This is a genomic window from Sphingobium sp. TomTYG73 (genome assembly GCF_055394245.1).
Map to the genome: position 1 here is coordinate 89,746 of NZ_AP027339.1, position 24,090 is coordinate 113,835.

The window sequence follows — 24,090 nt, forward strand, 5'->3', positions numbered from 1 at the left end:
TGGCGCTCGAAAAAATTGTGCCTTGCAACATGAAACGAATCATTAGATAAGGAAAAGGTCGCGCGACGAAGCGCGTTCATGGATGAGCATGCCCAAGGATGGGGTCGCGCTCTCCTCAAACAATATTTGCAGCAAAGCCGCTGGCCGGGTCCCGTCACAAACGGGCGTCCGGAGAGCGGCTTTTTTTGTGTCCATTTCACTTGGATTGAAGGACCTCGTCATGGCAACTGCTTATTGGGATCGCGAGAAAGGCGGCGAGGGGACAGCCGGACCAACCAGCTTCTGGAAAGCTGGCCACACGCCGACCCTGATTGCCGCTTTCCTCTATTTCGACCTCGCCTTCATGGTGTGGGTGCTGCTCGGGCCGCTTGCGCCCTCCATTTCCAAGACGCTGGGCCTGACCCCTGCGGAAAAGGGCCTCATGGTCGCGGTGCCGACACTGGCGGGCGCGCTGCTTCGCGTGGTCAACGGCCTGTTGGTCGACCGCATTGGCTGCAAGCAGGCGGGCGCGATCAGCCAGGTCATCGTCATCCTTGGCCTCTTCACCGCCTGGTTCATGGGCGTGAATAGCTTCGGCGGGACGCTGGCGCTGGGCGTCATCCTGGGGTTTGCAGGCGCTTCCTTCGCCATCGCGCTCCCCCTGGCAAGCCGCTGGTATCCGCCTGAGCATCAGGGCAAGGCGATGGGCCTTGCCGGCATGGGCAATTCGGGCACGGTTCTGGCGTCCTTGTTCGCGCCGATCCTTGCCAAGCTGTTCGGCTGGAACGCGGTGCTGGGCCTCGCCTGCATCCCGCTGACCATCGTGTTTTTCCTCTACCTGATCATGGCGAAGAACGCCCCCAACGCGCCCGCGCCCAAGAAGCTGGTGGATTATTTCCGCCCGCTGAAGAGCGCCGACGCATGGTGGCTGATGGGCTTTTATTCGGTGACCTTTGGCGGTTTCGTCGGTCTGGCCGCGTCGCTGCCGATCTACTTCACCGACCAGTTCGGCCTTACCCCGATCACGGCAGGCTATTGCACCGCGGGCTGCGTGTTCGCCGGGTCGCTGGTTCGCCCCATGGGCGGCGCGCTGGCTGACAAGATCGGTGGCGTGAAGGCGCTGATGATGGTCTATATCGTCGCCGCATTGGCGCTGGCGGGCGTATCCTATGCGCCGACGCTGGTCTCTGCCTTGGGCTTCTTCGTCGCTGCGATGCTGGCGCTGGGCGTGGGCAACGGCTCGGTGTTCCAGCTGGTGCCGCAGCGTTTTCAGGAAGAAATCGGCGTCATGACCGGCCTGGTCGGCATGGCGGGCGGCATTGGCGGCTTTTACCTCGCATCCTCGCTGGGTATCGCCAAGCAGTTCACGGGCAGCTTTGCCCCCGGCTTCCTGATCTTCGCGGGCCTCGCCGTGGTCGCGTTCCTCGGTATCTCGCTGGTGCGTGCCAAGTGGCGCGCGACCTGGAGCACCGGCGCGCGTATCTGATCAACGCTTACCGGAGAGGAGAGGCGGCGGCACTCGAAAGAGGAGCCGCCGCCCTTGTTTTTGGGCAATGAGAACCGCTTCCTAAGAAGTGAAGCCCTTCGACAAGCTCAGGGGAAACGGTGAAAAGGTGGAAGCTGAGCGCAATCTCTAACTTTTCCGCCGAATCGCTTGACCCCAGCCGCGTTTCATTTATGCTGCACTGCGAAGGACAAGGTTGTCCTCTACTGACATAGCTGCGGTGATCCACGGTTGGATCGTCAAAGCGTTAATGATGGCAAAGCCGCCATCCAGACTCCTGGGTTCAAAGCCCAGGGGTCCGGATGGCGGCTTTTTTTATTGTCTGGAGTCAAGGGATGGATTTTCAGAACAACGCCGGACCGGAGACGGCCAACGAAGAGGATATCTTCGTGCCCTCCGACGATGTTCGCGAACATCTGGTTGTTGTGGGCAACGGCATGGCCGGTTGCCGTGCGGTCGAGGAACTGCTGGCTCGTGATGCGGGGCGCTACCGCGTCACCATCTTCGGTGCGGAACCCTATGTGAACTATAACCGCATCATGCTCTCGCCGGTTCTGGCCGGGGAAAAGAGCTTCGATGACATCGTCATCAACAGCCGCGAATGGTATGATGAGAACAAGATCGAACTGATCGCCGGTGATCCGGTGACGGCGATCGATCGCGCAGCGAAGACCGTCACGAGCCAGTCGGGTCGCACTGTTGGCTATGACAAGCTGCTGATCGCGACGGGTTCCGATCCGTTCATCATCCCGGTTCCGGGCAAGGACCTGCCGGGCGTCATCAGCTTCCGCGACATGAAGGATGTCGACACCATGCTGGAAGCCGCCGGAAAGGGCGGCTCTGCGGTGGTGATCGGCGGTGGTCTGCTCGGCTTGGAAGCCGCGCACGGCCTGACCCTGCGCGGCATGAAGGTGACGGTGATCCACCTGATGGACACGCTGATGGAGCGGCAGCTGGACGAGGCGGCGGGTTGGCTGCTCAAGTCCGCGCTCGAAGGACGCGGCCAGACGATCCTGACCGCCGCCAACACCGAAAGCATCTACGGCGACGGCAAGGTCGAGGGCGTCCGCCTGAAGGACGGCACGGAAATCCCCGCGAGCCTTGTTGTCATGGCGGTGGGCATCCGTCCTGCGACCGCTCTCGCCCGTGAAGCTGGCCTTGAAGTCAATCGCGGCATCAAGGTCGACGACCATATGGTCACCAGCGACCCCGATGTCCTCGCGGTCGGCGAATGCGTCGAGCATGACGGTAACGTTTACGGCCTCGTCGCGCCGCTGTGGGACATGTGCCGCAGCCTCGCCGATGGCCTGACCGACCAGCACACGGGTTACAAGGGCTCGGTAACCTCGACCAAGCTCAAGGTTGCGGGTCTGGACGTCTTCTCCGCCGGTGACTTCTCCGGTGGCGAAGGCTGCGAGGACATCGTCCTGCGCGACGCCTCGCGTGGCGTGTATAAGCGCGTCATCGTCAAGGACGACAAGATCATTGGCGCGGTCCTCTACGGCGATACCGTCGATGGCGGCTGGTATTTCGACCTCCTCAAGCGCGAGGAAGATGTCGGCGAAATCCGCGACCTGCTGATCTTCGGTCAGGCTTTCGCCTCTGGAGGAGGCGCGCTGGACCCTAAGGCGGCCGTTGCGGCGCTCTCGGACGATGCCGAGATTTGCGGCTGCAACGGCGTCAGCAAGGGCCAGGTCGTTGCCTGCATTGAAAAGGGTGCATGCAGCCTCGACGCGGTGCGCGGCACCTGCAAGGCGTCGGCCAGCTGCGGCAGTTGCACGGGCCTTGTCGAAAACCTGCTGGCGGTGGTGCTGGGCGATGACGTCCAGTCCGGCCCCAAGACGATGTGCAAATGCACCAGCTTTGGCCATGATGATGTCCGCCGTGAGATCGTGGCGCAGAATATGCGCTCGATTCCCGAAGTGATGCAGAAGCTGCACTGGTCGACCCCGGATGGCTGCTCCTCGTGCCGCCCGGCGCTCAACTATTACCTCCTCTGCGCGCTGCCCGGCGAATATGTCGATGATCAGCAGAGCCGCTTCGTCAATGAGCGCATGCACGCGAACATCCAGAAGGACGGCACTTACTCCGTCGTCCCGCGCATGTGGGGTGGCCTCACCAACCCCAAGGAACTGCGCGCGATCGCCGACGTGGTCGAGAAATATGATGCGCCGATGGTGAAGGTCACCGGCGGCCAGCGTCTCGACATTTTCGGCATCAAGAAGGAAGATTTGCCCGCCGTCTGGGCCGACCTCAATGCTGCGGGCATGGTGTCGGGTCATGCTTATGGCAAGTCGCTGCGCACGGTGAAGACCTGCGTCGGCTCCGAATGGTGCCGCTTCGGCACGCAGGATTCGACCGGCCTTGGCGTCAAGACGGAACGGATGACCTGGGGATCGTGGATGCCCCACAAGTTCAAGATCGCCGTATCGGGCTGCCCCCGCAACTGCGCGGAGGCGACGATCAAGGACTTTGGCGTGGTCTGCGTGGATAGCGGTTACGAACTGCATGTCGGCGGCAATGGCGGCATCCATGTCCGCGCCACCGACTTCCTCTGCAAGGTCGCGACCGAGCAGGAGGCGCTCGATTATTGCGCCGCCTTCACCCAGCTCTACCGCGAGGAAGCCCGCTATCTGGAGCGCACCGCGCCGTGGATCGAGCGTGTCGGCGTGGAATATGTGAAGCAGCGGATCGTGGAAGACGAAGCAGGCCGCGAGGCTCTTCGCGCCCGCTTCCTCTACTCGCAGAGCTTCTCTCAGGAAGACCCCTGGGCGCAGCGCGCAGCTGGTGCGGAGAGCGAATTGCACCAGCATCTTGAACCCATCGCCATCGCTGCGGAGTAACCATCATGACCGATTGGATCGACATCGGAACGCTGGCCGACATTCCCCAGCGCGGCGCTCGCACGGTGCAAATCGCAGGCGAGAAGGAAATCGCCGTCTTCCGCACCAGCGACGACAAGGTCTTCGCGCTGGTCAACGAATGCCCGCACAAGCAGGGGCCGCTAAGCCAGGGCATCGTCCATGGCCACAGCGTCGCCTGTCCGCTGCACAACTGGAACATCGCCCTGAAAACGGGCGAGGCGCAGGGCAATGACGAAGGCTGCACGCCGACCATCGCCGTGAAAGAGGAGGGCGGTCGCATCCTGATCGCTCGCCCGGCAGCGATGAAGGCGGCAGCCTGACGAGCATCAAGCTTCCGGTCCCTAGCCACAACGGCGGGGACCCGGGTGGGGGCGTCTTGTTGGCCATCCCTTGCGGCAAGCGCTTCCACCCAATTCCTATTCCTCGGGACGAAGAGGTAAGAGCATGACAGAGGCCATCCGCACCACCTGCGCCTATTGCGGCGTCGGTTGCGGCATTTCGGCCACGCCGACCGGACCCCGGTCGGTCACGATCAAGGGCGATGAAGCGCATCCGGCCAATGGCGGGCGCCTCTGCTCCAAGGGCACGCATCTGGGCGAGACCGTCGGCCTGACCGGCCGCCTGCTGCACCCGATGATCGGCAACAAGCGCGCCAGCTGGGACAAGTCGCTGGACCTCGTTGCGAAGAAATTCCGCGAGACGGTGGATCGCTACGGTCCCGACAGCGTCGCCTTCTACGTCTCCGGCCAGCTGCTGACCGAAGATTATTATGTCGCCAACAAGCTGATGAAGGGCTTCATCGGCACGTCCAACATCGACACAAATTCGCGGCTCTGCATGTCGAGCGCGGTCGCCGGTCACAATCGCGCCTTTGGCGAGGACATCGTGCCAGCCAGCTATAGCGACCTCGATGAGGCCGACCTCATCGTCCTCGTCGGCTCCAACACCGCCTGGTGCCACCCGATCGTTTATCAGCGCATCCAGGCCGCCCGCGCGGCGCGCGGCACCAAGCTGGTCGTCATCGACCCGCGCCGTACCGAAACCTGCGAAGGCGCGGACCTGCATCTGCCGGTGAAGCCGGGCACCGACGTCGCCCTGATGAACGGCTTGCTCGCTTGGTGCGACGCCGAGGGCATCACCGACCCGGCCTTCGTGGCAGATCACGTCAACGCGCCCGAAGGCTTCTGGGAGCATATCCGCACCGGCCACGACCTCTGGACGACGGCCAAGACCTGCGACATCGCGCCCGCGCTGCTGGAGCAGTTTTTCAAGCTGTTCGCCGCCACGCCGCGCACCGTCACCCTATTCAGCCAGGGCATCAACCAGTCGATCCGGGGCACCGATCAGGTCAACGCGATCATCAACGTCCACCTCGCCACCCGCCGCATCGGCAAGCCGGGCGCCGCGCCCTTCTCGATCACCGGCCAGCCCAACGCGATGGGCGGCCGCGAAGTCGGCGGCCTTGCCTCGACACTTGCCGCCCACATGGACTTCGCCCCCGAGAATGTTGAGCGTGTCGGCCGCTTCTGGGCCGCGCCGAACATGGCGACCAAGCCCGGCCTCAAAGCCGTCGATCTCTTCCGCGCCATCAACGAAGGCCGGGTCAAGGCGCTCTGGGTGATGGCGACCAACCCCGCCGTCTCGCTCCCCGACGCGAACCGCGTCCGTGAAGCGTTGGAATCTGTCCCTTTCCTCGTCGTGTCGGACATCATCGCCGACACCGACACCAGCGTCCATGCCGACGTCCGCCTGCCCGCCGCCGGATGGGGCGAGAAGGACGGCACCGTCACCAATAGCGACCGCACGATCAGCCGCCAGCGCCCCTTCCTGGCGCTCCCCGGCGACGCCAAACCCGACTGGTGGATCGTCAAGGAAGTTGCCCGCCGCATGGGCTTTCGAAACGCCTTCGCCTATGACCGGCCCGCCGACATCTGGCGCGAACATGCCCGCCTGACCGCCTATCAGAATGACGGCCAGCGCCTGCTCAACCTCCGTGCCCAGGCCACCATCGGCAACGACGCCTATGAAGCGATGGAGCCCTTCCGCTGGGGCGGCGACAAGCCCTTTGCCGATGGCTGCTTCTCCACCCCCGACGGCAAGGCGCGGCTGGTCCTCACCAAGCAAATGGACCTTCAGGAGCCGCTCAAGCAGTGGCCCATGACGCTCAACACCGGCCGTTACCGCGACCAGTGGCACACGATGACGCGCACCGGTCTCTCAGCCAAGCTCGCCCGCCATCGGGAGGAGCCGCTGGTCGATATCCACCCGCAGGACGCGCAGGAACTGGGCATTTGCGACGGCGACCTCGCCCGCGTCCAGACCGCGCAGGGCAACAGCATCTTCCGCGTGGCTTTCAGCGAAGGCCAGCGTGTGGGTGAAATCTTCACGCCGATCCACTGGACGGATCAGGTCTCCACAGGCGGCCGCACCGGCCTGCTGCCGCGCCCGCTGGTCGATCCCCATTCCGGCCAGCCCGGCTTCAAATCGACGCCCGCCAGCATCGAAAAGGTCGCCACCGAGTGGAAGGGTTTCCTCATCCTGCGCGGAGAGCAGCCCGCCAAAATCCCCTGCCTCTGGGCCACGAAGGTCACCGTTCCCGGCGGCGCGCTCTACGAAGTCGCGGGCAATGGCGACCCCGTGCGGCTTGAAGCCTGCCTGCCCAAGGGTGACCGCGTCGAAGCCGTCGACATGACGCGCGGCACCCGCCGCATCGCCATCATCGGGGAAGGCAAGCTGGCAGCGGTCCTCTTCGTCACCCGCACTGGCCTGCTGCCGTCGCGTGACTGGCTCATCAGCCAGCTCGAAGCCGAAGAGGTGGGCGCATCCGTCCTCGCCGCGCGCGGTCCCGGCAACCAGCCCGACAAGGGGCCGACCATCTGCGTCTGCTTCGACATTGGTTTGAACCAGATCGTCACCGCCATCCGCGACCAGAGCCTGGTCGATGTCCCCGCCATCGGCAAGGCGATCGGCGCTGGCACCAATTGCGGGTCCTGCCGTCCCGCGCTCGCCAACATCCTCGCCCAAATTCCGCAGGAGGCCCTTCATGCAGCCGAATGAACTAATCGCCCCCGGTGAAGTCTGGCTGGTCGGCGCAGGTCCGGGCGACCCGGACCTCCTCACCCGCAAGGCCGAAAAGCTGATCGCCGCCGCCGAAATCGTCTTCTACGACGCGCTCGTCGGCCCCGGCGTGCTCGATCTCATCCCCCAAGGTGTCGATCGGGTCAGCGTCGGCAAGCGTTCGGGCCGCCATTCAAAGGCGCAGGAAAGCATCAACGACCTCCTCCTCGCCGCCGCCAAGGCTGGCAAGCGCGTCGTGCGCCTCAAGGGCGGCGACCCGTCGGTCTTTGGCCGCTCGTCCGAAGAGATGGAGCATCTCGCTGCCGACGGCATCCGCTTCCACATCTGCCCCGGCATCACCACCGCCAGCGCAGCAGCGGCCAGCGGCAGCGCGTCGCTCACCCTGCGCGGCAAGGCGCGAGGCCTGACGCTGGTGACCGCGCATCTGAAAGCCGGTGAACCGCTCAAGCTCGACTGGGAAGCGCTGGCCCGTCCCGGCGGCACGCTCGGCATCTATATGGGCCGCGCCGCCGCTGGAGAGATCAGCCGCCAGTTGATCGCCGCCGGACGCGATCCCGAAACGCCGGTGATGGTGGCGGTGAACGTCTCGCTCCCCACCGAACGCCTGATCCGGGGCAAGCTGTCCGCGCTAGCCTTCCTGGTCGCCACGATCAGCGACGAAGACCCCACCCTGCTGCTGATCGGCGAAGCGGTGGCGGGAACGACCATGCCTGTAGGGGTTGCAGCCAGCGTCGCTCTTCAGCTTTGAAGACCGGCTCTTTGCAACTTTTGCCCTGAGCTTGCCGAATGCCCCCGAACTTAGTTGGAAGGAAGGGAGGGGGCTTCGGCAAGCTCAGTTCGGCTCGCGCCAGCGCGCCAGATCCTCCGGCCGATTGATATTCGGCAGCACCAGTTCCGGCCGCTCCACCACCCGCGCGCGAGACCGCTCGATCCAGCCAAAGATCGACCGATTATTCTCTTCTGCCAGATGCGCATCCAGCTCGTCCGCGAGCGACGCAGGCCAAAATCCCGCAAGCTGCTGCCCTTTCAGCACCGCCCCACTGTCACCCACAAGCGCCTCCACCAGCGCCGCCGGATAAACGGGCATGTCGCACCCCGTCGTCAGCACCGCATCGTAACCTTGACTGCGCGCATAATGCAGCGCCGCGTTCAGCCCGCCCAGCGGCCCCATGTCCGCCGCTGGCCGATCCGCTAGCCCCGTCAGCCCCTCGACGCTCCGCCCGCAGACCACCACTGCCTCCACATGCGGCGCGATCGCCGCCACAGCATGGTCGATCAGCGTGCGCCCGTCCGGCATCAGCGCCAATGCCTTGTCGCTGCCGAAACGGCTGGATCGTCCCCCAGCCAGCACCGCACCCAGCAATCGCATTATCCACTCCTTGGCAGAACCCTCAACTTCCCCTATGGCGCGCGGCGTGAGCGGGCAACTGTTCACGAAAGATCGCGCCGGAAAGGGAATGCGGTGCGGACGGGATCACCGTCCAACTCCGCGGCTGTCCCTGCAACTGTAAGCGGCGAGCGCGATGCACAGGGAAACCCGCAAGCCTTCAAAGGGGAAGGCGAGGGGGACCAGCCACTGGACCAAAAGTCCGGGAAGGCGTGCATCACCGCGACGACCCGCGAGCCAGGAAACCTACCGGCGCATGGTCGCTCTTGCCTTGGGTCCAGGGATAGGTCCGGGCACGGTGTTTTCCGTCTGAGCGACGAAGCGGCGCAGGGCCGCATCGGTGCGCGTGACGGGGCTGGCGTCTCTTCTTCCCGCGCACCGGCCGCTCATGCGGCAGGCCCTGGGCTCATGTCGCATGGCGCTCAGGGAAGACAGAAATATGATCAGGACCGGAATTTCACTGCTGGCGCTCCTCGCTGCCACCCCCGCGCTCGCCGCAGACGCGGACGAAATCATCGTCACCGCGCTCGGCATCGAACAGCCTACCGATGAAGTCGGGCAGGCGGTGACCGTGATCGACGAAAAGACGATTGAAACCCGCCAGAATGTCAGCGTCGTCGATTTGCTGGTCACCACACCGGGAGTCCGCTTCAATCGTACCGGGAGCTTGGGCAACGTCACCAGCGTGTCGGTGCGTGGCGCCGAAACGACGCAGACGCTGGTGCTGATCGACGGCGTGAAGGTCAACGACCCGAGCGGCATCGGCGATCAATATGATTTCGGCAATTTGCTTGTCGGCAATATCCGCCGGATCGAGGTGCTGCGCGGTTCCAACTCCATTGCCTATGGCAGCCAGGCGATCGGCGGCGTCGTCAACATCATGACCGGTATCCCAAGCGAAGGGTTCGGCGGCAAGGCGTCGGTCGATTATGGCTATGCCGATACGCTGAATGCGAAGGCGGATGTATCGGGCACCAGCGGCATATTGTCGGGCGGCGTGGGCCTCGCCTATTTCCGCACCGATGGCATCTCCGCTGTCTCTTCCGATTTCGGTGGCGCGGAAAAGGATGGCTATGAAAATATCACTGGCAATGCCCGGCTGAAGATCGCCTTCACCGATGATCTGAGCCTCGACCTGCGCGGCTATTATATCAACGGCGATCTCGACTATGACAGCTTCTTTGGCACGCCGGCCGACAGCCCCGACGTCGCGAAGTCCAATCAATATATCGGCTATGCGGGCGTGAATTTGGCGCTGTTCGACGGCAAGCTGACCAACCGGGCGGCCGTTACCTGGTATCAGCAGGATCGCGATTATTATTTCGTGCGCGGCAACGCCCCGGACTTCGGCTATTCCGGGACGAACCTGCGCTTCGAATATGAAGGCGTCTATCAGCCCATCGATGACGTAAAGCTGCTGCTCGGCTATGAACATGAGCGGCCCGATTATGAGTTTTTCGGCTTCGGTTCGCAGGAAAGCCACCGCGCCAATATCGACAGCGTTTATGCCCTCGCGGTGGTGAAGCCAGTTGAAGGCCTGTCCATGACCGCAGGCGTGCGGCATGACGATCACAGCCAGTTCGGCGGCGCGACGACGTTCGGCGCGAACGCCAACTACACGCCCAATGGCGGCGCGACCAATTTCCGCCTGAGCTACGGGGAGGGCTTCAAGGCGCCGTCGCTCTATCAGCTTTACGATACATTCAGCGGCAATCCGAACCTGAAGCCCGAGCGTTCGAAGAGCTACGACATCGGCTTCGACCAGAATCTGGGGAGCGACCGGGCGGTGCTGTCCGTCACCGGATTCTGGCGCGACACGCGGGACCAGCTGAATTACGACAATACGACATTCACCTATGGCAATCTGGATCGCACCCGCGCCAAGGGCGTGGAAACGACGCTGACGCTGCGTCCGGTCGATGCACTGACCTTCACCGCCGCCTATAGCTATGTCGATGCGCGTGATCGTTCGCCGGGCAGCGCGGCCTTTGGCGAGCGCCTGCTGCGCCGCGCCGCTAACGCCGTCAGCGCATCGGTCGATTATGCCTGGTCCTTCGGCCTGTCGACCGGGGCGACCGTGACGATGGTCAGCGACAGCGTCGATCTCGACCCCGTGACCCGCAACCGGGTGCAGATTGACGGCTATGCGGTAACGGATATCCGCGCGTCCTTCCCGATCACGGAAAGGCTCGAAATCTATGGTCGCATCGACAATCTGTTCGATCAGGAATACGCCACCGCCTATGGTTATGGCACCTACGGCCGGTCGGCCTATGGCGGCGTGCGTGTCCGCTTCTGACGGTAGAAGGTGAAGGGGGTGGGCGACTGCCCCCCTTCATCGCAGGGGCGCGGCCTTTGGGCGCGCCCTGCCTTTGCTTGCGGCGTCCGCCTGCGCCACGATGCTGCGCGCGGCCCGCACATAGGCGGGGCCGCCGCAGACCGTCCAGGCTTGCGGCACGCGGATGCGAGGAATGGATCGCAGCACCGGGTGGTGCAGCATTTCCGTCCCCTGATCGACGACCTTTTCGCTGCCTTGCTCCACGATCAGATAGTCGGGCCTGGCCGCGATCATCTGTTCCAACGGCACCTGGGCCAGCGCTGGCTTGCCAAGTTTCGCAGCCAGATTGGTGAGGCCCGCGCGCCGGATCAACTCATCGACCAAAGTGCCGGTCCCGGTCATATAGCCGCGCCGCTGATAATAGGCAGCCACGCCGCCGCGCCGGGACCGGGGCAGGGCGGCAAGGTCGCGCTCCATGCCCGCGATCATCGCCTCGCCCCGCGCGGGATGGCCGACAATGGCCGCCACCTGCCGGATCTGTCCCCTGATCGCCGCGAAACTGTCCGCGCTCGCCAGCCCCAGCTTGCGCCATCGCCCGTCCGGCGCGCTGACAACGCCGCCAGTGCCATCGGGAAAGCCGATCACCAAATCGGGACGCAGCGCCAATACCTCTTCGGCCGGACGTTTCAGTACCGGAAAACGCCGCGCCTTGGCGATCGCCGCCGACAGTTCCGGATCATGCCCATAGGGACTCAGAGCCGCGATCTGCCCCGGATCGGCGAGCGCCAGCACATATTGGTCGGAACAGGTGTTGAGCGACACGATACGCTTGGGCGGCGCGGGCGCAGCGCCGGTCAGGCCGACCAAACAACATATCGCCAACAACCTTCTGCGCACCAATCCAGCCTCCGCAAAGCGCCGTGCTCCCGCTTTCGCCGCAGCACTACAACCCCTATCAGCAGCCTTGGAGCGCGCAAGCCATGAAGGCCCGCCGCCATCCCCTGCTGCTCCCCATCCTGATCGCGCTCACGCTTTTGGCAGCGCTTGGCTCCCTCACGCTGGGCGCCGTACCACTCTCTCCCGCCCGCATCCTAGCCGTCCTCACCGGCGGCGGTGATGAGGTCGCCCGCGCTATTCTCATCGACCTGCGCCTGCCGCGCATGCTGCTCGGTCTCATCGTCGGCGCGATGCTGGGCCTCGCCGGAGCCGCGCTTCAGGGCTATCTCCGCAACCCACTCGCTGAACCCTCGGTCCTTGGCGCCTCCAACGCGGCGGCTCTCGGAGCAGTCTGCGCCCTATATTTCGGCCTCGCGCAGCTTCACCCGCTCATCCTCCCCGCCCTCGCCATCATCGCCAGCCTCATCGCCATCGCCGCGCTGTTCCTGCTCGCAGGCCCATCCGAAAGCCCGCTGACCCTGATCCTCGCAGGCATAGCCGTCGCAACCCTCGCGGGGGCGGGGATCAGCCTGTCGCTCAACCTCTCACCCAATCCCTTCGCGGCGATGGAGATCATGAACTGGCTGATGGGCAGCCTTGAAAATCGCAGCTACGCCCATGTCTGGATCGCGCTGCCCTGCGTCCTCCTCGGCGCCGCGCTGCTGATCGCCGACGGCCGCAGCCTCGACGCACTGACCTTGGGGGAGGAGGGCGCACAGGCACTCGGCGTTGACCTTTCCAGGGCACGGCTGCGCATGATGCTGGGCGTCGCGATCGGCGTCGGCGGAGCGGTCGCCGTGTCGGGCGCAATCGGCTTCGTCGGCCTCATCGTCCCCCATCTGGTCCGCCCCCTCACGGATCGCTCCCCTTCGGCCATCCTGCTCCCCTCGCTGCTCGGCGGCGCGGCGTTGCTCACGCTGGCCGACATCGGTGTCCGGCTGATCCCCACCAGCAGCGAATTGAAGCTCGGCGTCCTGACCGCATTGCTCGGCGTTCCCGTTTTCCTCGTCCACCTGATGCGGGAGCGGCGGCTATGGTGACCATCCGCGCCGAAAACCTCTCAGTCCGCCTCGGCCGCCACCCCGCCGTGACCGGCGTCACCACGGTGCTGGAGCCGGGGCAACTGGTCGGCATCATAGGCCCCAATGGCGCTGGCAAATCCACGCTGATCCGCGCCCTGCTCGGCCTCGTCCGCGCGGAAAGCGGCGCCGTGTCGATCGATGGACTCCCGATCACCAGCCTCAGCCGAAAGGACATAGCGCGCCGAGTCGCGTATCTACCGCAGGGCCAGACGCTGCACTGGCCGTTGCTTGTCGAACGGCTGGTGGCGCTCGGCCGCATGCCCCATCTTGGCCCGCTGTCCCGCCTGTCTCCGCAGGATGAGGCTCTAGTCGATGCCGCGCTAGCCCGCGCCGATGTCCTCCACCTCAAGGGCCGGATCGCAACCGAACTGTCAGGCGGCGAACGCGCCCGCGTCCTCCTCGCCCGCGCGCTGGCAGTAGGCGCGCCCGCGCTCATCGCCGACGAACCCCTCGCGGCTCTCGACCCCGGTCATCAACTGGATGTCATGGACCTGCTCAAGGCCGAATCCCGCGCCGGCTCGCTGGTCGTCACCGTCCTGCACGACCTCGGCATGGCGGCCCGCTATTGCGATCGATTGCTGCTGATGGACAATGGCAAGCTTGTAGCCGATGGCAAGCCGCTCGACGTCCTGACGGAACAGAGCCTTGCCCAAGTCTACGGCATCTCCGCCTGCATCGAGCCCGATGGCGAATGGCCGCTGATCCTGCCAACCGGGCGGATCAAAAGCTAACCACCACACTCCGTTCGCCCTGAGCCTGTCGAAGGGCTTCTCTTTTCTTTTAAGAAGGAAAAGGCTTCGACAAGCTCAGCCCGAACGGGGTGAGGTGAGTTATTCTCCAAATGCCTTGGGCGCAGCCGCCACCACCGTATAAGTCCCGGCACCAACCTCCGACACTTCCAGCGCCCGCTCGGCAACCCCGCCACGCCCGAACCGGAACGCGCCATCAATCCCCGAAAAGCCCCCCGAATCGCGCAGCCGCGCCGCCGGGAACACCGTCCCCGGTTTCCAATCCCGCGCAATCCGCACGGTCAGCAGCACCGCGTCATAGCCGAGCGCTGAAAGCCGGAACGGCGCGCTGCCATAACGCGCGCGATATTTGCCCGCCAATTGTCCATAAAGCCCGTCCGACACGCTGGCGAACCACGCGCCCCGCAAAGCCGGAGCGGACGCCAGCCCGCGATCCGTATTCCACAATTCCGTGCCCAGCAGGCGCGCCGTCGCCCCGCCATTCTTCCGCACGATCGGCGCCAGCTGCAACGCCACCCGCCCGCTATCCGCGATCAGCAGGGCGTCATAGCTGGACGAAGCCTGCAATTTCTTGACCGCCGCCGTCATCGAAGCAGGCGTCCGGTCGAACGTCTGCATAGACACGACGGTCGCGCCCACACCCTCGACCGCGCGCAGAAGCGAGGTGCCCGACCGCTCACCATACATGCCCTTGGGCACCAGCGCGGCGAACTTCGACAGCCCCTTGCCCTTGGCGAATTCGACGACGCGCTCGATCGACTGGTTGGGATTATAGCCCATGATGTAGACGCCGTTCCCGGCAACGCTCACATCGTTGGAAAAGCTGATGACCGGCACATTCGCCTTTGCGGCGATCGGACCCACGACCCGCGCGTCTTCGGCCAGCAGCGGCCCCAGGATCAGGCGATTGCCTTCCGCCAGCGCCTTGTTCGCCGCCGCCGCCGCGCCCATGCTGGTGTCATAGGTGGTGATGCGCACCTTGTCGGCCTTGGTATCCAACAGCGCCAGCGTGGTCGCATTGGCGATCGACTGTCCCACGCCCGCATTCGGCCCGCTCATCGGCACCAGCAGCGCGACGCGGTGGCGCAGCGTGTCGGTCGGCAGGCCCTGTGTCACATCAGGGCCACTTGGAACAGGCTCCGTCGGCCGCACCGGACCCGGCCCACGCGGCACGATCGACTGACAGGCGGCGAGAGCCAAAGCGCTGGCGGCGAACAGGATACGCGCACCGCGCTTCATTGCCGCGAACATGTCCGCTTGCCGGAGGGCATCCGTCTCTGTCATCTGGCGTCCTTATGGAAGATACAACTTCTGGGCTGGAGCCCGGGCTTTACATCGTTGCGGGGCCGATCGGCAACCTCGGAGACCTTAGCCCGCGCGGGGCGGAAGTCCTGCGCCTTGCCGATGTGATCGCCGTGGAAGATACACGGGTGAGCGCACGTTTGCTGCGTCACGCGGGGTCGGATCGCCCAATGATCCCCTATCACGATCACAGCGCCGAAGGCGTCCGCGCCCGCCTGATCGAGCGGATGGCGAGCGAATCGGTCGCGCTCCTGTCCGACGCTGGCACCCCCCTCATCTCCGACCCCGGCTACAAGCTCGTCCGCGACGCCCGCGCCGCCGGTCGCAACATCATAACGCTGCCCGGCCCCAGCGCCGCCATCGCCGCGCTCACTTTGTCGGGCCTGCCCACCGACCGCTTCCTCTTCATGGGCTTCCTGCCGGTGAAGCAAAAGGCCCGCGCCGACACCCTGGCTGAAGTCGCCGCCCTGCGCGCCACCCTCATCTTCTACGAAAGCGGCCCGCGCCTGTCGGAAAGCCTCGCCGCCATGGCCGAGGGGCTGGGCGACCGCGAAGCCGCCGTGTCCCGCGAAATCAGCAAGACCTTCGAGGAAACCCGCACCGGCACCTTGACCGAACTTTCCGCCCGCTACGCCGACGCCCCGCCCAAGGGCGAGATTGTCGTCATCGTCGGCCCGCCCGGCGAAGCTCTGCCCGCCAGTGCCGAGGACGCCGACGCCGCCCTGATAGAGGCCATGGAACGGCTCCCCGTCTCCAAGGCCGCCGGAGAGGTCGCCAAGAAACTCGGCCTCGACCGCCGCGCCCTTTACGACCGAGCCCTGGAACTGAAAGGATGAAGCGCCAACAGGCCGAACAACGCGGGCGACAGGCAGAGCGCATCGCCGCATGGTGGCTGCGGCTCAAAGGCTGGCAGATCGTCGGCCGCCGCCTGCGCACACCCGCCGGCGAGGTAGACCTTGTTGCAAGACGCGGCGCGATGCTCGCCTTTATCGAGGTAAAGGCCCGCGCCACCGCCGCCGATCTTGACCTTGCGATCGACGAACGCCGCCTGTCCCGCGTCGCGTCCGCAGCCGAAATGCTCTTCTACGACCTTGCAAAGCCGGGCGACGACATGCGGATCGACGTGATCCTCCTTGCGCCGGGCCGTCCGCCGCGCCATCTGGCGAATGTCTGGCATGGGGGCTGATCCTTTCATCCCCGGAAAAAGGATTGGACATGACTGAGCTCAACCCCCTCACCATCGCCGTGCAGATGGATCCGATGGAAGGGATCAACATCGCGGGCGATTCCACCTTCCACATCATGCTGGCAGGGCAGGCGAGGGGGCATCGCCTTTACCATTATCTCGCGCCCGACCTCACCTATCGCGACGGCCGCGTGCTGGCGAAGGCGCGCCCGGTAAAGGTTCAGAAGGTCCAAGGCGATCATTTCGCCCTTGGCGAGCCCGAACTGCTCGACCTCGGCCGCGACGTCGATGTCGTCCTCATGCGCCAGGACCCGCCCTTTGACCTGAGCTACATCACCGCCACCCATTTGCTGGAGAGGGTGCAGGCCGAAACGCTGGTGGTGAACGATCCCGCTGCCGTCCGTAACGCGCCCGAAAAGCTGTTCGTGCTCGACTATGCGCGCTTCATGCCGCCGACCATGATCACCCGCGACCTTGCGGAAGTCCGCAGCTTCCTCGCCGAACATGGCGAGATCGTGGTCAAGCCACTTTACGGCAATGCGGGCAACGCGGTCTTCCATGTCGGTCAGTCCGGCGCGAACATCTCCGCGCTCGTGGAACTGTTCAACGCTTCATGGGTCGAGCCCTTCATGGTTCAGGCCTTCATTCCCGGCGTCGCGCAAGGCGACAAGCGCATCGTCCTCATCGACGGCGAAATCGCGGGCGCCATCAACCGCATCCCCGGCGCAGGCGAAATCCGCTCCAACCTCGCTGTGGGCGGATCAGCCGCACGCACAGAACTCACCGACCGGGAACTGGAAATCTGCGCCGCCATGGGGCCGGAACTCAAGCAGCGTGGACTGCTGTTCGTCGGGATCGACGTAATCGGCGGCGAATGGCTGACCGAAATCAACGTGACGTCCCCGACCGGCATCGTGTCGATCGACGCCTTCAACGGCACAGACACCGGTGCCATGATCTGGGACGCCATCGATGCGCGTCTGGCGGCAAGAGTAGCTGCTTGAGCCACCCCCTGCCGTCCCACTCCCGTCATCTCAGTGACCCAAAGGGCGGCTTCAGCCAACGCTGGGACCTCGTGCCCCAAGCCGTGCAGCTCGAAAGAGATTCCAGCCTCCGCTGGAATGACGAAGTATGACCAACTGGGTCCTCCACCTCATCGACGCAGGCGGCTATTGGGGCATTTTCGCCCTGATGGTCATCGAAAATGTCTTCCCCCCGATCCCGTCCGAACTCATCATGGGCATCGGCGGCATCCGCGTCGGCCAAGGCCGCATGGCGATGGAGTGGCTGCTCGTCGCGGGCACGCTGGGCACCACGGTCGGCAATTATTTCTGGTATCTGGTCGGCCATATATTGGGCTTCGCACGACTCAAGCCGCTGGTGGACCGCTATGGTCGTTGGGCTACGCTGGAATGGCGGGACGTTGAGGCGCTCGACCATATATTCGGCAAATACGGCCAGATCGTCGTATTCGTGTTCCGCTTCCTCCCCGCCTTCCGCACCATGATCTCGCTCCCAGCGGGCCTGTTCCGCATGGGACATGGCAAATTTCTCGCCTGGACGGCGGGCGGCGCTTTGATCTGGAACATCATCCTTGCCTATGCAGGCTATGTCCTCGGCCAGAATTTCCGCGACATCGACAAATATGTGGGGCCCGCGGCGACGGCGTGCGTGGTCGGGGCAATTGCGCTCTACCTCTGGCGCTTGGCAACCTGGAAGCCGAGGGGGTGAGTGGGCTGTTCCCCCTCCCGCAGGCGGGAGGGGGCTAGGGGGTGGGCTGGCGCAACGTTGGATTGAGTCTTGTAACGGCGAGGTCGAAGCTCGCTACGCTCGCGCCCACCCCTAACCCTTCAAACGAGTCACGTGCCTCGTTTGAACGTTTACGGGAGGGGAACAGCGTCCCTCCGCCCAACTCAAGCCCGAGGATGCGCATTCCGATAGACATCCAGCAAATGCGCCGCATCCACCTGCGTATAAATCTGCGTCGATGACAGGCTGGCATGCCCCAACAATTCCTGCAAAGACCGCAAATCCGCCCCGCGCCCCAGCAAATGCGTCGCAAAGCTGTGCCGCAAAGCATGTGGCGTCGTCCGATCCGACAGCCCCAGCCTTCCGCGCGCACCCTGCACCGCGCGCCGGATCAAAGCCGCCGACAGCGGACCACCCCGCGCCCCCCGAAACAGCGCCTCATCCCGCTCCACAGGATAAGGGCAAACCGCCACATAAGCCTCGATCGCCGCGCGCACCTGCGGCAGCAGCGGCACTTGTCGGCTCTTGCCCCGCTTGCCCGTCACCCGCAGCGTATCGCCCAGCGGCAGCACGTCGCCCATCAGCCCCATCGCCTCGCCGATCCGCAGCCCCGCGCCATAAAGCAGCAACAGCACCGCCCAGTCCCGCGCGCCGATCCATCCCTCGCGCGCCGTCTCCGCAATCTCACCCGCCAGCGCCACCGCCTCGTCAGGGGAGATCGGCCGGGGCAGACCCCGCTTCACCTTCGGCCCTTTCAGCAGCGGCACCCGCGCATCCTCGCCACCGACGAACCTCAGGAACCCGCGCACCGCCGACAATTCCCGCGCCGCCGATCCGTTGCCGATCCCGTCCATCCGCCGCGCCGTCAGGAACGCCCGCAGGTCAGCCTGATCCACCCGCGCCAACCCCGCCGCCGTCACCGCTTCCCCGCGATGCTCCGTCAGGAACGCGATCAACCGCTCCGCCGTCGCCATATAGGCGCGCACCGTATGCGTCGAGCGCCGCCGGTCCAGCGCCAGATGCTGCCGCCATGCTTCCACAAGATCACCACTCGCGCTCATGGCGCCAAGTCTAGGCGATGGCGTCACCAAACGGAATCCCCCGATCAACCGGCCCTTGAAAATCCCGGCCAGATAGGCACATGGAGCGCATGGCAACCGCACCTGACATGGCCGACATGCCCACGGGCACGCTGCTGCAAATCTCGCCGCGCATTGGCCGTGTTCTTGCGCCCAATCCGTCGCCCTTCACCTATACGGGCACCCAGACCTATCTGGTCGGGTCAACCGACGTGGCGGTGATCGATCCCGGCCCCGCCGATCCCGATCATCTCGCCGCGCTGCTCGCCGCGATCGCAGACCGCCCCGTGCGGGCAATCCTGTGCACCCACACCCATCGCGACCACAGCCCTGCCGCCGCGCCGCTCTCGGCACAGACCGGCGCGCCCATCATCGGCTGCGCGCCGCTGGTGCTGGACGATGACGGCCCGCGCGCCGACGCCGCCTTCGATCCTTCCTATACGCCCGACCGCATCCTCGCCGACGGCGAACAGGTGACAGGCGAGGGCTGGACACTCGAAGCCGTCGCCACGCCCGGCCACACCTCCAACCATCTCTGCTTTGCGCTGACCGAGGAAAACGCCCTCTTTACCGGTGATCATGTCATGGGCTGGTCCACCAGCGTCATCTCGCCCCCGGACGGGGACATGGCCGACTATATGCGCTCGATGCAGCGGCTGCTCGATCGGCATGATGCCATCTATTATCCCGCCCACGGCGATCCGGTGCCCAATCCGCGCCGTCTGGTGCGTGGCATGATGGGGCATCGCAAGCAGCGGGAAGGGCAGATCATGCGCTTCCTTCAGCGCCACGGCGCGTCCGAAATCCCGGCGATGGTGGCGCAAATGTATAAAGGCGTCGATCCGCGCCTTCATCCCGCCGCCGGGCGTTCGGTCCTTGCTCACCTTATCGACCTGAACGGGCGTGGCGTGGCGGAGGTCGCAGGGGATGGCCGCTGGCAATTGCGCTAGGGGAAACAGTTACTGGCCAACCGCCGCGCCGCCCGCTAGTGGCGCGGTCAAAGGCCGTGAGGAGTTAGGGACATGAACGCCATCACCGGAATCCCGCAGGGGACCGACCTGCGCGCGGAGATCGACCGGCTGCGCAAGGAACGCAACGCCGTCATCCTCGGCCATTATTATCAAAAGCCCGAAATTCAGGACCTGTCCGATTTCGTCGGCGACAGCCTCGAACTGTCCCGCAAGGCGGCGGAAACCGACGCCGACGTCATCGCCTTTTGCGGCGTGCGCTTCATGGCCGAAACCGCCAAGATATTGAGCCCCGAAAAGATCGTCGTCCTGCCTGACATGGACGCTGGCTGTTCGCTTGAGGACAGCTGCCCGCCCGCCCAGTTCAAGGCGTTCCGCGAAGCGCATCCCGACCACATCGCCTTGAGCTACATCAACTGCTCGGCCGAGGTGAAGGCGCTCTCTGACATCATCGTCACCAGCTCCTCGGCGGAAACGATCCTCTCCCAGATTCCCCGCGACCAGAAGATCATCTTCGGCCCCGACAAGCATCTGGGCGGTTATCTGAAGCGCAAGTTCAACCGCGAGATGCTGCTCTGGCCCGGCGTCTGCATCGTCCACGAAGCCTTCAGCGAAACCGAACTGCTAAAGCTCAAGGCCCAGCACCCCGACGCCCCCATCGCCGCGCATCCCGAATGCCCGCCCTATATCGTCGATCATGCCGATTATGTTGGTTCGACCAGCGGCATCCTGCAATATGCCAAGACGATGACCGGCGACACGCTGATCGTCGCCACCGAACCGCACATCATCCACCAGATGCGCAAGTCAGTGCCGGACAAGAACTTCATCGGCGCTCCCGGCGCGGACGGCAACTGCAACTGCAACGTCTGCCCCTATATGGCGCTCAACACGATGGAAAAGCTGTACCTCGCCCTGCGCGACCTCCAGCCCCGCATCGAAATGGAAGAAGGCCTCCGCCTCGCCGCGAAGAAGAGCCTAGACCGGATGCTGGAACTGGCTAGCGGCACGGTAGGGAAGGGCGACGTGGGCAATCGCTAAGGCATGCTCCTTGTTTTCCGTCACCCCGGGCTTGACCCGGGGTCCCGCTTTACGTTCAATCGTGTGAAAGCGGGATCCCGGCTCAAGGCCGGGATGACGACGCGGTGAGCGCCGCCTGCGTTTGCTATCCCACTCCGATCAATGCACAGAGAGGCCAGATGACCTTCACCTTGCCCGGCTTCGACCTAGACGCCTTCATCGCCTCCACCCTCGCCGAAGACCTCGGCCCTGACAGCTGCGATGTCACCAGCGAAGCAGTCATCCCCGCCGACGCGATCTTCGAAGGCGTGATGGACAGCCGCGACGCGGTGACGCTCGCTGGCCTCCCCATCGCCGCCGCCTTCTTCCGCGCCCTCGACCCTGACGTCGAGATCGAGCTACTCCGCCAAGACGGCGACCGCGTCGCGCCAGGCACCGACATCATGCGCATCCGTGGCAAGGCACGCGCGATGTTGACGGCGGAGCGCTCCGCCCTCAACACCGTCCAGCACCTGACCGGCATCGCCACCATGACCCGCGCTTATGTCGACGCGATCATGGGCACCGGCGCGACCCTGCTCGACACGCGCAAGACCATTCCGGGCCTCCGCGTCCTCGAAAAATATGCGACGCGGCAGGGCGGTGCGACCAATCACCGCATGGGCCTGTGGGACGCGGCGATGATCAAGGACAATCATGTTGCGGTCGCAGGATCGGTCGAGGAAGCCGTCCGCCGCGCCGCCGCCGCTGGGATCAAAAGCATCATCGTAGAGGTCGACCGCATCGACCAGATCGAACCCGCGCTCGCCGCCGGAGCCACCCACCTGCTACTCGACAACATGGACGCGCCCACCCTGCGCGGCGCGGTGACATTGGTCGGCGGCCGCGTGCCCACCGAAGCCTCAGGCGGTGTCACGCTCCAGACCATCCGTGCCAAGGCTGAAACCGGCGTCACCTACATCAGCGTCGGCCGACTCACCCAATCCGCCCCCGCTGCCGACATCGGCCTGGACTTCGCCTTCGCGTAAAGCCTCTTAACCCTCGATCGTCACCGTCGAGGGATGATGCTTGTCCAAATGCCTGCGGATGATCCGCAGGTTCTTCGTGTTGGACTTGAACAAAAAGTCGAACACATCGCCCGCGAACGGGATCGCGCCGACGAGCGTGTCGAACCCCACATTGGCCGCCATGCGTGCCAGCTGCCATTTCGGCATGCCCAGGTTCCGCGCTTCCCACACGATCCAAGCGCCCATGGCCGCAGTCGCCAAATCACCCACCACCGGGATCAACCCGACCAGGCTGTCCAGCCCGACGCGCCGGTTCGTACCGGGAATGACGAACAATCCTTCCAGCATCGCTTCCATCGCTTCGATCCGCCGCCGCACCGAAGCGGGGTCGCGGCCAAAGCCCGGCATGTCACGCACCACGCGGTCAAACTGGTCTTGCGATAACGCCATCATGTTCCTCCTGCCCCCTAATTGGTGGCGCGGAACAGATGGTTCAATGGATGCCGCGCGCGGGGCGAAGGCATGAATCCGGTCAGCCGCCGCGACACCAGCGACCAGCGCACCGGCGCGCCCAAGGCAATATAGCCGTTATGCGCCTGCATCAGCGCCTCGGCCTGCGCCACCCGCGCCATGCGCTCGGCCGCGCTGCCCGCCATGCTCGCCGCCCGCAATTGGGCGTCGGCCTCCACCGAGCAATGCACCTTGCGCGCGCATCCGGCGCGGCCGAGATACCAGAGCACGCTGTCATAGGCGGCGACTTCATCGATCAACCGCAGGTCGGCATCATCCTTCATGCCCACCCGCTCGACGCCCAACCCGATCATCGCCAGGTCATGGCGGACGAGCGCGAACAGGCTCGTCGCCCCCGGCCCTTGCGGCAAAGCCACTCGCAGCACCGGAGCGTCGCCATTGTCGCGGCGCCATCGCGTGATGACCGCACTGGCCGCCGCTCGCCGGTCCCCCAACGGCATCGCTGTCCAATCCGGCGCAGTCGGGGGCCGAGGCAGATCAAGCTGCGTAGGCACGATCTTGTCGGTAATGGCCCACCCGCCCAGCGGAAACAGGATGGGCAACTGGCTGCGATCGATCGCCATGTTGATCGCCCGCCGCACGCCGTCATCGTCCAGCAGCTTGCCCTTGCCGGTCACGGCAAATCCCAACAGCCCTTGCACCGGGTCGATCCGCACCGCATCGCGATCAACCCCGGCTGGCACCAGCAGCGGCAGGTCGGCGAACCGCCCGCCCAGCACCGCCGCCGCCTTGCCCTCACGAAAACGAATGATGGCCAGCGCGGCTCTGTCCGCGCGCAATATGCGTGTCTCCCACGCCGCCGCCTTCGCCTCCTCCCCATCGTCGTCGCGGGGCGCCTTGTCGATCGGCGTCAGCGTCAACGCCTTGCCCCATGGTTCGCGCCGGTAAGGCCCGGTGCCGCCCTGCCGCGACAACAGCGCCATTTGCGGTTGCGCCAGCATCTGCAACAAATAGGGGCGGGGCTGGGACAGGCGGATCTCGATCACCTCGCCGGTCATCGGCACGACCGCCTCCACCGCGTCCAGCGGCCCGTCCGGGTCCAGCCGACGCAACGTCTCGATCCGCGCCATCAACAGCTGCGCGACAGTCTTCGCCGTCACCTTCGTCCCATCGGCCCATAGCGCGCGCCGCAGGCGAAAGATATAGCTGCGCCCATCCTCCTCGACGATCCAGCGCTGGGCCAGCGCGGGCAATATCTCGCCGCTGGCGTCAAAGGCGACCAGCCCCTGCGCCGTCGCCTCCAGGATCAGCTTGGCACCCGGATTGGGCAGGTTCTCGATTGGTTTGGCGAAATCCGTGGGTGATCCGATCACGCTCACCACCACCGGCCCGCTTGCCTCCTGCGAACAGCCCGCGATCATCGCGGCCGCGCCCAGAAGGACAGCCATCGA

The 24,090-nt window shown here is 65.0% G+C and carries 21 protein-coding genes and 1 riboswitch; of the genes, 15 read left to right on the plus strand and 6 right to left on the minus strand.

Annotated elements, in window-relative coordinates; genetic code table 11:
• Nucleotides 1-220 precede the first annotated feature (220 nt).
• From ACZ5TH_RS00470 to cobA, 5 genes are all read left to right on the plus strand, one after another.
• Entirely contained in the window at nucleotides 221-1,465 is a 1,245-nt protein-coding gene (locus ACZ5TH_RS00470; protein WP_464771821.1) for a nitrate/nitrite transporter, read from the plus strand.
• Between the two features lie 353 nt (nucleotides 1,466-1,818).
• Nucleotides 1,819-4,326: a nitrite reductase large subunit NirB gene (gene nirB, locus ACZ5TH_RS00475; protein WP_464794235.1), complete on the plus strand. Its 2,508-nt coding sequence runs from the start codon at nucleotides 1,819-1,821 to the stop codon at nucleotides 4,324-4,326.
• A gap of 5 nt (nucleotides 4,327-4,331) precedes the next feature.
• A complete protein-coding gene (gene nirD, locus ACZ5TH_RS00480; protein ID WP_449471110.1) occupies nucleotides 4,332-4,667 on the plus strand; it encodes a nitrite reductase small subunit NirD in 336 nt (111 codons plus the stop codon).
• Between the two features lie 124 nt (nucleotides 4,668-4,791).
• Nucleotides 4,792-7,404 (plus strand): molybdopterin-dependent oxidoreductase, encoded by a 2,613-nt coding sequence (locus tag ACZ5TH_RS00485; protein ID WP_464794236.1) that lies wholly within the window; start codon nucleotides 4,792-4,794, stop codon nucleotides 7,402-7,404.
• Nucleotides 7,391-8,173 (plus strand): uroporphyrinogen-III C-methyltransferase, encoded by a 783-nt coding sequence (cobA, locus tag ACZ5TH_RS00490; RefSeq protein WP_464794237.1) that lies wholly within the window; start codon nucleotides 7,391-7,393, stop codon nucleotides 8,171-8,173. The genes ACZ5TH_RS00485 and cobA overlap by 14 nt, the downstream gene beginning before the upstream one ends.
• 84 nt (nucleotides 8,174-8,257) lie before the next feature.
• On the opposite strand, the gene mobA is transcribed toward cobA, so the two are convergent.
• Entirely contained in the window at nucleotides 8,258-8,794 is a 537-nt protein-coding gene (gene mobA / locus ACZ5TH_RS00495) for a molybdenum cofactor guanylyltransferase (protein WP_464794238.1), read from the minus strand.
• A 61-nt stretch (nucleotides 8,795-8,855) separates the two neighbouring features.
• Nucleotides 8,856-9,080, plus strand: a riboswitch (cobalamin riboswitch).
• A gap of 171 nt (nucleotides 9,081-9,251) precedes the next feature.
• Between mobA and ACZ5TH_RS00500 the strand changes: the two genes are divergently transcribed.
• Complete coding sequence (locus tag ACZ5TH_RS00500; protein ID WP_464794239.1) at nucleotides 9,252-11,111, plus strand: TonB-dependent receptor plug domain-containing protein; 1,860 nt, start codon at nucleotides 9,252-9,254, stop codon at nucleotides 11,109-11,111.
• Nucleotides 11,112-11,147: 36 nt separating this feature from the next.
• Here the strand turns inward: ACZ5TH_RS00500 and ACZ5TH_RS00505 are convergent, their stop codons facing one another.
• The gene (locus ACZ5TH_RS00505; RefSeq protein ID WP_464794240.1) at nucleotides 11,148-11,957 is read right to left on the minus strand and encodes an ABC transporter substrate-binding protein; all 810 of its coding nucleotides are present in this window, start codon (nucleotides 11,955-11,957) and stop codon (nucleotides 11,148-11,150) included.
• Nucleotides 11,958-12,070: 113 nt separating this feature from the next.
• Between ACZ5TH_RS00505 and ACZ5TH_RS00510 the strand changes: the two genes are divergently transcribed.
• Nucleotides 12,071-13,066 carry a FecCD family ABC transporter permease gene (locus ACZ5TH_RS00510; protein WP_464794241.1) on the plus strand — a complete coding sequence of 332 codons (996 nt, stop codon included), beginning with the start codon at nucleotides 12,071-12,073 and terminating at the stop codon, nucleotides 13,064-13,066.
• A complete protein-coding gene (locus tag ACZ5TH_RS00515; RefSeq protein ID WP_464794242.1) occupies nucleotides 13,060-13,839 on the plus strand; it encodes an ABC transporter ATP-binding protein in 780 nt (259 codons plus the stop codon). The genes ACZ5TH_RS00510 and ACZ5TH_RS00515 overlap by 7 nt, the downstream gene beginning before the upstream one ends.
• A 99-nt stretch (nucleotides 13,840-13,938) precedes the next feature.
• Here the strand turns inward: ACZ5TH_RS00515 and ACZ5TH_RS00520 are convergent, their stop codons facing one another.
• Nucleotides 13,939-15,141, minus strand: a complete 1,203-nt coding sequence (locus ACZ5TH_RS00520) for a penicillin-binding protein activator (RefSeq protein WP_464794243.1) — start codon at nucleotides 15,139-15,141, stop codon at nucleotides 13,939-13,941.
• 11 nt (nucleotides 15,142-15,152) lie between these two features.
• On the opposite strand from ACZ5TH_RS00520, the gene rsmI reads away from it, so the two are divergent.
• From rsmI to ACZ5TH_RS00540, 4 genes are all read left to right on the plus strand, one after another.
• On the plus strand, nucleotides 15,153-15,995 hold the full coding sequence (gene rsmI, locus ACZ5TH_RS00525; protein WP_464794244.1) for a 16S rRNA (cytidine(1402)-2'-O)-methyltransferase: 843 nt from the start codon (nucleotides 15,153-15,155) through the stop codon (nucleotides 15,993-15,995).
• Nucleotides 15,992-16,345, plus strand: coding sequence for a YraN family protein (locus tag ACZ5TH_RS00530; RefSeq protein WP_464794245.1), 354 nt, complete (start codon nucleotides 15,992-15,994; stop codon nucleotides 16,343-16,345). Before rsmI ends, ACZ5TH_RS00530 begins: the two co-directional genes overlap by 4 nt.
• Nucleotides 16,346-16,374: 29 nt before the next feature.
• The gene (gshB, locus tag ACZ5TH_RS00535; protein WP_464794246.1) at nucleotides 16,375-17,349 is read left to right on the plus strand and encodes a glutathione synthase; all 975 of its coding nucleotides are present in this window, start codon (nucleotides 16,375-16,377) and stop codon (nucleotides 17,347-17,349) included.
• Nucleotides 17,350-17,476: 127 nt separating this feature from the next.
• A complete protein-coding gene (locus ACZ5TH_RS00540) occupies nucleotides 17,477-18,076 on the plus strand; it encodes a DedA family protein (protein ID WP_464794247.1) in 600 nt (199 codons plus the stop codon).
• A 182-nt stretch (nucleotides 18,077-18,258) separates the two neighbouring features.
• On the opposite strand, the gene ACZ5TH_RS00545 is transcribed toward ACZ5TH_RS00540, so the two are convergent.
• Nucleotides 18,259-19,155, minus strand: coding sequence for a tyrosine recombinase XerC (locus ACZ5TH_RS00545; protein ID WP_464794248.1), 897 nt, complete (start codon nucleotides 19,153-19,155; stop codon nucleotides 18,259-18,261).
• An 89-nt stretch (nucleotides 19,156-19,244) separates the two neighbouring features.
• Here ACZ5TH_RS00545 and ACZ5TH_RS00550 point away from each other — a divergent pair, with 89 nt between their 5' ends.
• The 3 genes from ACZ5TH_RS00550 to nadC all read left to right on the plus strand — a co-directional run bounded on the left by ACZ5TH_RS00550 (nucleotide 19,245) and on the right by nadC (nucleotide 22,189).
• A complete protein-coding gene (locus ACZ5TH_RS00550) occupies nucleotides 19,245-20,123 on the plus strand; it encodes an MBL fold metallo-hydrolase (protein WP_464794249.1) in 879 nt (292 codons plus the stop codon).
• Between the two features lie 72 nt (nucleotides 20,124-20,195).
• Nucleotides 20,196-21,182, plus strand: coding sequence for a quinolinate synthase NadA (gene nadA, locus ACZ5TH_RS00555; RefSeq protein ID WP_464794250.1), 987 nt, complete (start codon nucleotides 20,196-20,198; stop codon nucleotides 21,180-21,182).
• Nucleotides 21,183-21,340: 158 nt separating this feature from the next.
• Nucleotides 21,341-22,189 carry a carboxylating nicotinate-nucleotide diphosphorylase gene (gene nadC, locus ACZ5TH_RS00560; RefSeq protein WP_464794251.1) on the plus strand — a complete coding sequence of 283 codons (849 nt, stop codon included), beginning with the start codon at nucleotides 21,341-21,343 and terminating at the stop codon, nucleotides 22,187-22,189.
• A 6-nt stretch (nucleotides 22,190-22,195) separates the two neighbouring features.
• On the opposite strand, the gene ACZ5TH_RS00565 is transcribed toward nadC, so the two are convergent.
• Both ACZ5TH_RS00565 and ACZ5TH_RS00570 read right to left on the minus strand, forming a co-directional pair.
• Nucleotides 22,196-22,618 (minus strand): DUF4112 domain-containing protein, encoded by a 423-nt coding sequence (locus ACZ5TH_RS00565; protein ID WP_464794252.1) that lies wholly within the window; start codon nucleotides 22,616-22,618, stop codon nucleotides 22,196-22,198.
• Nucleotides 22,619-22,635: 17 nt separating this feature from the next.
• Nucleotides 22,636-24,087, minus strand: a complete 1,452-nt coding sequence (locus tag ACZ5TH_RS00570; protein ID WP_464794253.1) for an ABC transporter substrate-binding protein — start codon at nucleotides 24,085-24,087, stop codon at nucleotides 22,636-22,638.
• Between the last annotated feature and the right edge of the window lie 3 nt (nucleotides 24,088-24,090).

What these genes read in the sequence shown, in the direction of transcription:
- ACZ5TH_RS00470 (WP_464771821.1), top strand. Translation starts at nt 221, where the DNA reads ATGGCAACTGCTTATTGGGATCGCGAGAAAGGCGGCGAGGGGACAGCC.
- nirB (WP_464794235.1), top strand. Translation starts at nt 1,819, where the DNA reads ATGGATTTTCAGAACAACGCCGGACCGGAGACGGCCAACGAAGAGGAT.
- nirD (WP_449471110.1), top strand. Translation starts at nt 4,332, where the DNA reads ATGACCGATTGGATCGACATCGGAACGCTGGCCGACATTCCCCAGCGC.
- ACZ5TH_RS00485 (WP_464794236.1), top strand. Translation starts at nt 4,792, where the DNA reads ATGACAGAGGCCATCCGCACCACCTGCGCCTATTGCGGCGTCGGTTGC.
- cobA (WP_464794237.1), top strand. Translation starts at nt 7,391, where the DNA reads ATGCAGCCGAATGAACTAATCGCCCCCGGTGAAGTCTGGCTGGTCGGC.
- mobA (WP_464794238.1), bottom strand. Translation starts at nt 8,794, where the DNA reads ATGCGATTGCTGGGTGCGGTGCTGGCTGGGGGACGATCCAGCCGTTTC.
- ACZ5TH_RS00500 (WP_464794239.1), top strand. Translation starts at nt 9,252, where the DNA reads ATGATCAGGACCGGAATTTCACTGCTGGCGCTCCTCGCTGCCACCCCC.
- ACZ5TH_RS00510 (WP_464794241.1), top strand. Translation starts at nt 12,071, where the DNA reads ATGAAGGCCCGCCGCCATCCCCTGCTGCTCCCCATCCTGATCGCGCTC.
- ACZ5TH_RS00515 (WP_464794242.1), top strand. Translation starts at nt 13,060, where the DNA reads ATGGTGACCATCCGCGCCGAAAACCTCTCAGTCCGCCTCGGCCGCCAC.
- ACZ5TH_RS00520 (WP_464794243.1), bottom strand. Translation starts at nt 15,141, where the DNA reads ATGACAGAGACGGATGCCCTCCGGCAAGCGGACATGTTCGCGGCAATG.
- rsmI (WP_464794244.1), top strand. Translation starts at nt 15,153, where the DNA reads ATGGAAGATACAACTTCTGGGCTGGAGCCCGGGCTTTACATCGTTGCG.
- ACZ5TH_RS00530 (WP_464794245.1), top strand. Translation starts at nt 15,992, where the DNA reads ATGAAGCGCCAACAGGCCGAACAACGCGGGCGACAGGCAGAGCGCATC.
- gshB (WP_464794246.1), top strand. Translation starts at nt 16,375, where the DNA reads ATGACTGAGCTCAACCCCCTCACCATCGCCGTGCAGATGGATCCGATG.
- ACZ5TH_RS00540 (WP_464794247.1), top strand. Translation starts at nt 17,477, where the DNA reads ATGACCAACTGGGTCCTCCACCTCATCGACGCAGGCGGCTATTGGGGC.
- ACZ5TH_RS00545 (WP_464794248.1), bottom strand. Translation starts at nt 19,155, where the DNA reads ATGAGCGCGAGTGGTGATCTTGTGGAAGCATGGCGGCAGCATCTGGCG.
- ACZ5TH_RS00550 (WP_464794249.1), top strand. Translation starts at nt 19,245, where the DNA reads ATGGCAACCGCACCTGACATGGCCGACATGCCCACGGGCACGCTGCTG.
- nadA (WP_464794250.1), top strand. Translation starts at nt 20,196, where the DNA reads ATGAACGCCATCACCGGAATCCCGCAGGGGACCGACCTGCGCGCGGAG.
- nadC (WP_464794251.1), top strand. Translation starts at nt 21,341, where the DNA reads ATGACCTTCACCTTGCCCGGCTTCGACCTAGACGCCTTCATCGCCTCC.
- ACZ5TH_RS00565 (WP_464794252.1), bottom strand. Translation starts at nt 22,618, where the DNA reads ATGGCGTTATCGCAAGACCAGTTTGACCGCGTGGTGCGTGACATGCCG.
- ACZ5TH_RS00570 (WP_464794253.1), bottom strand. Translation starts at nt 24,087, where the DNA reads ATGGCTGTCCTTCTGGGCGCGGCCGCGATGATCGCGGGCTGTTCGCAG.